Origin of the sequence: Chelatococcus sp. GCM10030263, assembly GCF_042666455.1 — a bacterium.
Classification (GTDB): Bacteria; Pseudomonadota; Alphaproteobacteria; order Rhizobiales; family Beijerinckiaceae; genus Chelatococcus.
Genome location: NZ_JBHTDB010000004.1, coordinates 227247 through 233565 on the forward strand (window position 1 = coordinate 227247; position 6319 = coordinate 233565).

General features: G+C 63.7%; 7 protein-coding genes and 1 pseudogene. 1 reads left to right on the forward strand and 7 read right to left on the reverse strand.

The features are described from left to right. The first annotated feature begins 7 nt into the window (after positions 1-7). A complete protein-coding gene (locus ACFQU1_RS10350; RefSeq protein WP_378132077.1) occupies positions 8-1531 on the forward strand; it encodes an FAD-dependent oxidoreductase in 1524 nt (507 codons plus the stop codon). Between the two features lie 18 nt (positions 1532-1549). Here ACFQU1_RS10350 and ACFQU1_RS10355 read toward each other — a convergent pair whose 3' ends face one another. The 7 genes and pseudogenes from ACFQU1_RS10355 to ACFQU1_RS10385 all read right to left on the reverse strand — a co-directional run. After that, positions 1550-2035 (reverse strand): hypothetical protein, encoded by a 486-nt coding sequence (locus ACFQU1_RS10355; RefSeq protein WP_378132079.1) that lies wholly within the window; start codon positions 2033-2035, stop codon positions 1550-1552. Continuing rightward, complete coding sequence (locus ACFQU1_RS10360; protein WP_378132081.1) at positions 2013-2387, reverse strand: VOC family protein; 375 nt, start codon at positions 2385-2387, stop codon at positions 2013-2015. Before ACFQU1_RS10360 ends, ACFQU1_RS10355 begins: the two co-directional genes overlap by 23 nt. Before the next feature lie 75 nt (positions 2388-2462). Then, positions 2463-2588, reverse strand: a pseudogene (locus tag ACFQU1_RS10365) (transcriptional regulator); the annotation flags it as partial. Positions 2589-2590: 2 nt separating this feature from the next. After that, positions 2591-4201, reverse strand: a complete 1611-nt coding sequence (locus ACFQU1_RS10370) for a hypothetical protein (protein WP_378132083.1) — start codon at positions 4199-4201, stop codon at positions 2591-2593. A 12-nt stretch (positions 4202-4213) separates the two neighbouring features. Beyond that, positions 4214-5050 carry a carbohydrate ABC transporter permease gene (locus tag ACFQU1_RS10375; protein WP_378132085.1) on the reverse strand — a complete coding sequence of 279 codons (837 nt, stop codon included), beginning with the start codon at positions 5048-5050 and terminating at the stop codon, positions 4214-4216. A 10-nt stretch (positions 5051-5060) separates the two neighbouring features. Then, entirely contained in the window at positions 5061-5948 is an 888-nt protein-coding gene (locus ACFQU1_RS10380) for a carbohydrate ABC transporter permease (RefSeq protein WP_378132087.1), read from the reverse strand. Positions 5949-5952: 4 nt separating this feature from the next. After that, positions 5953-6319, reverse strand: a 367-nt coding sequence (locus ACFQU1_RS10385; protein ID WP_378132089.1) for a hypothetical protein, incomplete at its 5' end; no start/stop codon positions are given.

The window sequence follows — 6319 nt, forward strand, 5'->3', positions numbered from 1 at the left end:
AGAGAGGTTGTCCGGTACGGTCTTTGACGTCGCCGTCATCGGCGGCGGCATCAACGGCGCCGCCGCGGCCGCGGCGGCCGCTAGGGCCGGCTATCGCGTCGCGCTCTTTGAGAAGGACGATTTCGGCTCCGGCGCCACCAGCCGGTCGAGCCGGCTTATCCATTGTGGGCTGCGCTATCTCGCACCGGGCGGGCCGATGTCGCTTTTCCTGCGTCATCCCGGCCGCCTTGTGCAAGCGCTGCGGACGGTCCGTCGCGCCATGACGGCCCGCAACGCTCTGGTCCGGCTCTTCCCGGAGCGCGTGCGGCCGATCCAGATGCAGTTTCCGATCTATGCCGATGGGCCTTATGCGCCCTGGCAGGTGGATGCCGCCTTCGCCCTCCTGCGGACGGTCGGGGACGGGACCGTGCCCCTGAATTACCGGCGCTATACCGCCGCCGAGGCGCTGGAGACACTCCCCTTCACGCGCCTCATCCGCGATCGCGAGCGCTTGAAATCGGTCGCCGCCTATACGGAATACCAGGTGGACTGGCCCGAGCGCCTCGCAGTCGATCTCGCGCTCGAGGCCGAGCGATGCGGCGCGGTCGTCCTGAACCACACGGTGGTTCTCGGCTTTGCGCCGGACGGCCGAGGCTGGCGGCTGCATCTGGCGCCCGAAGGCGCCTCGGCGCCGCTGGAGGTTTCGGCACGCCTCCTCCTGAATTTTGCCGGACCCTGGATCGATCGCGTCAATGCGGCGGCCGGCAGCCATCGGCGCGTCGTGAAAGCGACGAAAGGCGCCCATATCGTCGTTCGCCTGCCGCAGGAATTCCATGGCCACGGGCTGATGACGCTCACCACCGACGAGCATCCCTTCTACTGCTTCCCGTGGCGGGATGCGCATTTCATCGGCCCGACGGAGACGCCCTATGAGGGTGATCCGGACGATGTGTGGGCCGATGATGATGACATCGCGCACCTGCTCGCGGAAGCCGACGCGCAGCTTCCGGGCCATCCGATCGGGCGCGGCGACATTCGCTATACGTGGGCAGGCCTGCGCCCGCTGACGCATGATCCGCGGACACAGGCCGGCATCCGCAATCGCGTGCTGCACGATCTCTCGCCTGCCGGCGGCCCGCCGCTGCTCGCTCTCACCAACGGCTCCATCGGCGCGCACCGCGTGACCGGGGCCGACACCCTCGCGGCGATCGGGCACGTCCTGCCACCGACTGGCAGCGGCACCGCTCGGGATCCACGGCCCGGCTCGCCCGAGCGCGAGATCGGGGGACATCGCGACGAAACCAGCGAAGACATGTTTCGGCGAATGGCGAGGGAGGAACATGTGGTCCACCTCACCGACCTCATGTGGGGGCGCACCGGTCTCGTCTGGAACGACGGCCACGGCCAAGACCTCATCGAGGACGCAGCCCGCATTCTCGCGGAAGAGCTTGCCTGGGACGAGGCGCGCGTGACGGAGGAGATCGCCGCCTATCGCCGCGCCGTCAGCTCGCTCCTCCGGACGTCGCATGGGCTCGTCACGGCCGCGCCTTAAGCGGCCGCGGTCACCGACCTACTTGCCTTCCGCCCCATAGCTTCGCGTGAAGTCGCCTTCCGCCTTGATCGCCGCAAAATCGGGATAGGCCTGCGACCAGACAGCGGCCTTGGCCTTGGTCAACGCGCTCAGGCTCTTCAGCACCGTAACGCTTTCGGACTGCAAGGCAGCCGCGACCGCCTTCAGGTTCGGGAAATGCGAGCGGATGGCATTGAGCCAGATGGTGCGGCCGGCGAGGAAGCCGGAGGCGCCGGCGGCATAGGCATAATCCAGCACCCGCTCGAAGACGGGCGGCGCGGCGCCGCCTGAGAGCAGTACCCAGGGCACACCCGCCTCGCGGCAGATGGCGCCGATGTCATCGAACTCCTTCTGCGCCGCGGCAGAAGCGGGGCTGCCGTCGCCTTTCTGTGCATGCCGGCCTCGCGCTATGCCACCGGCATGGTAGTCGCCGTCGACGGCGGCTTCCTCGCCGGCTGAGCTCTCACATCTCCTCGGCCAGAGCATAGACCCGCAGCCTATGCCCGTCGGGATCCAACGCGACGAAGCTCCGACCGAATTCGAGATCAGTCGGCGGAAGCGCGATGATGGCGCCCTTGGATAACCAATCGGCATGGGCGGCATCCACCTCAGCAGCGCTCTTCATAGGGAAGCCCAATTCCGAGCCGCCCTCTGAAGTAACCGGTGCCGGCCTGACGACGTCCTTGCCCCGGAGGTCGAGCGCGAGGCCGGAGGGAAGCACAAAGAGGACGAAGGTCGGGCTTGCCCTGAAGGGATCCCGCCTGAGAAGACCAGCGTAGAATCGTCCGCTCGCCTGCGGGTCCTTCACGTAGAGGAGTAGGGTGTTCCGGTCGGCCATCGTAAGCTCCTGTTGCTGGTGAACAGGGGCAACCATATGCGTCGATGCTGCCAGTTTCCGGCAGTAGACTTTGGGTCAGTCCAGCTTGCTCGTGATCCCCTGCGTCTCCCGCCACTGCTTGAGCAGCACCTGCCGCCGGCTGGGAAATCTGGTCTCGATTAGCTCGGCGCTCACAATCCGGTCGGTGCGAAAATGGCGAAACATTATCTCGCCGCGGCAATCGCTCGGCCTTCCCGCAGGATATCGTCGATCCGGTGATAATCGATAACTTGCGCCACCTGGTGCGGTAGAAGCGCCTCCTCCGCAATCGGGCGAATACGCTCACTGTAGCCGGCAAGTGCCGTCAGCGCGTCGCCAAGCTCGCGGTCGCTTCCCGGCACGCCCTCCGTCTTGGCGCGCGCCCACAGGCACGCGCGCGCGCAGGCCGCAAACCCCTCCACATAGGTCACGAAGAGATCGGCCTGGGCCACAAGGTCCTTATGCAGCGCCTCCGGCAATGCCTGGTCTCCGCGATGCACCATCTCCGCATAGGCGTGCACCCGCTTCACGGCCTCCTCCTTCTCGGCCAGGAGCATATCGATCCTCGCCGGATCGAGCTTGAGATCATCGGCGCGCGACGGGTCCCAAGCAATCAGGCTGTGCTTGGTCTCCATTGTCCACCACGCTCGGCCGATGCTGCGGGGGAAGAAGCTGCTGTCGGCGAACATGAAGCCGTCGATATAGAGCGCACGCGAAATGATCGGCCAGGTCTCGTCGAGCCGCGCTGCGAGCCATCGCGCGCCGTCCGCCGGCCAGCCGTGCGAAACGAGCCATAGCCGGCAGATCTCAACGGTATCGGATGGGCGTCCACCCGTGACGGCCGCGGCCGCGATCAGATTGGTCTCATTAATCGTCTCGAGCGCCCACCAGTCGTTCACGCGTTCCCATTCAACGCGGAAAATGACGCCCGAGGCCCCGTTCTCCCGGCCGTTATCCATGCGGCGCTTGAGATCCTCGCCGATAAAGCAAGGCGCGACGGCAAGTCCGTAGAACTGGCCCATCGTATCGTATTCGAGCCACTGTACGCGGTCGCGTAGCCGGCCAATCGCCGAATTATGCGGAAACGTTGGGTAGAAATCATGCGGCGTCACCTTGATGCAGAAGATGATGCCTTTCGGCAAACGCTGCATGGCCGCGATCAGCGGCTCGTGATCGTCCGGTTTATACGCAAAGTCCCGCACCGCCATAGGTTTCCCGTGCTTGGCGGAAGGCTTCCACATGGCCATGGCGATGTCGTGGTACCAGTCGGTCAGCGGCGTCTTCTGGCAGACGTCACAACCGCACTTGTTCTGGGCGCGCGAAGCCCTGCCCTCCGGCGATCCGGCGCTGACGATGAGGCCGGCGAGCTTCGGGAAATCGCGATAGAGCTCATCGACGCAGGTTTCCAGAAATTCTGCCCAGAAAGGCTCAGACGGACAGACATTGCCGTCCTTGATCAGGTCCGGCCGCATCTCGAGCACCTCGTCCGGGAAGCCGAGCTGCTTGATCTCCAGCCACACCGCGATGCCACGCTTGTCGGCGAGATTGAGGACATGCTCGAAATAAATGCGGTTGTTGAGGATGGCGTTCTCGCCACGGCGGGTCGGGGCGCTCTTCCATTTCGCGTAAGGGTCGAAATAGGCCTGCGGATAGAGGATCTTCTGCAGCCCGTCAGTCTCGTGCAGGACGAGCGCGGTCATGCCGTGCTCTTCGATGAAATCGAGTGCCTCGATGATCGCCCAGCGCTCCCACATCCGGGTGCCGTTCATCTCCAAACCACGGAAATCAAAATTCATGTCCGTCTCCCTCTATTTGACGGCGCCGGATGTCAGACCACGCAGCAGGAATTTGTGCAGGGTCAATGAGAAGATCAGGATCGGCAGGATGGTGAGGAAGCCGCCGGTCGCGACAATGCCCCAGACGAGCCTTTCCTCGCTCTGCATGTAGCTGAGGATCGCCACGGGGGCCGTTACAGCATCGAAATTTGTGAGGACGAGCGGCACGAGGAAGGCGTTCCAGGTGTCGATGAAGGAGATGATGCCGACGGCGACGAGCCCCGGCGCCACCACCGGCAGCACGATGCGGAAGAAGGCGCCCGCGAGTGTGCAGCCGTCGAGCAGGGCTGCCTCCACAAGCTCGTTCGGCACGCTGCGCAAGAAGGTGCGCATCACCCAAATCACGAGCGGCAACCGGACGGCAGCCTCGAAGATGATGAGCGTGATCACCTGGTCCATCATTCCGAGTGCGCGGACCGCGAAGAAGATCGGGATCACCGTCGTGACCGGCGGAAAGCTGCGCGGCACCAGGATGAGGAAGAAGAGAAGCTTGCGCAGTTTGAACTGCACCCGATTGAAGGCGAAGGCCATCATCGTGCCGATCAGCACCGCGATCAGCGACGACCAGAAAGCGACATTGATGCTGTTCATGTAATAATGAGCGAACTTTCCGTCCGCGAGAAGCTGCACGTAGTTGTCGAGCGTCGGCGTGAAGAGAAATCGCGGCGGCTGCGCCAGGAGGATATTGGCCGGCTTCAGGGAGGTGATCAGCATGTAATAGACGGGAAAGAGCGAGGCGACGATCAGCCCGATCGTGCCGAGCGCCACACCAAGGCTGCCGATCCATTGTCGTCTGCGCACCGTCGCCATGGTCCTGCCCTCAGTCGAATTTGATGAAGCGCCAGTAGAAGGAATAGACGGTGATGAGAATGAGGATCGAGATGACGACCATGGCCCCGGCGCTGCCCATCTCGAAGAACATGAAGGCCGCCTTGTAGATGTGAAGGCTAATAGTCTCGGTCGCCGAGCCCGGGCCGCCGCCCGTCATGACGAAGGGTTCGGCGAAGAGCTCAAAGGCTTCCATCGAGCGCAGGATCACGGCCACGATCAGCGTGTCGCGCACCATCGGCAGCGTGATATGGGTGAGCTTCTGCATCCCGGAGGCACCGTCGACCTCCGCGCTCTCGTAGAGGTCCTCCGGGATCATCATCATGGCCGAGAGGCTGAGCAGGAACATGAATGGTGTCCAGTGCCAGACATCCGTAATGATGATCGACAGCATCGCCAAATTCGGCGAATTGAGCCAGGCGACGGGCGGCAGTCCAAAGAGCGACAGGAACCAGTTGAGCGGCCCGACCGAGGGGTGGAACATAATGGTCCAGATCACGCCGACGATCGACGGCGTGATCACCATTGGCGTCAGCAGTGCCGCCCGCAGGAAGTTCTTGGCGACGATCTCGCGATGGATGAAAAGTGCGATGAGAAAGCCGAGCACGAGCTCGATCGTGGTTGCGACGACAGTGAAAAATAGCGATCGCGCAATGGAATCGAGGAACGGCTGGTTGTTCGCCAGATCGATATAGTTTTGTAGGCCGACGAAGCGCGGCCCGCCCGGTCGCGTCAGATCCCAGCTCGTGAAGCTGAGATAGACGGTGAAGAGCGCCGGCACGATGCGCAGGGCGACGAGATAAATCATGCCCGGCAGGAGGAACAGGGCAAGGAACAGACGTCGCTGCTGTGCTGCCGCCATGCTGTGCCTCGCCTTCATCGTCTTATCCTGCCGCGCTTTGTGCCGCCAGCCGCCGCTTGAGATCGGCGTGGAGCACCTCGAGCCGGTCGCTGCCGAGCGCAATGTAGGTGGTGGGGCGGAAGTCTGTCCGCTTCCTGAAGTCGCGAAACTCGGCCGCGAGACTGAGGAGGCCCTCGAGGCGTTGGTCCAGCAGTCGCCGCGCCTCGGCGCGGAAGGCTGAAGGCTCGGTGTTCTCCGTGACATATTTCGTCAGGATGCAGGCATGGCCGATCTCGCGGAAGCCACGGATATAACGCCGGAATACCTCGATGCGTCCGCGGAAATCCTCATGAGCCGCATCCGTCAACGCTTTCGGGCGGCGCGCCACCACGTCCTTCAGCGCCTCCACC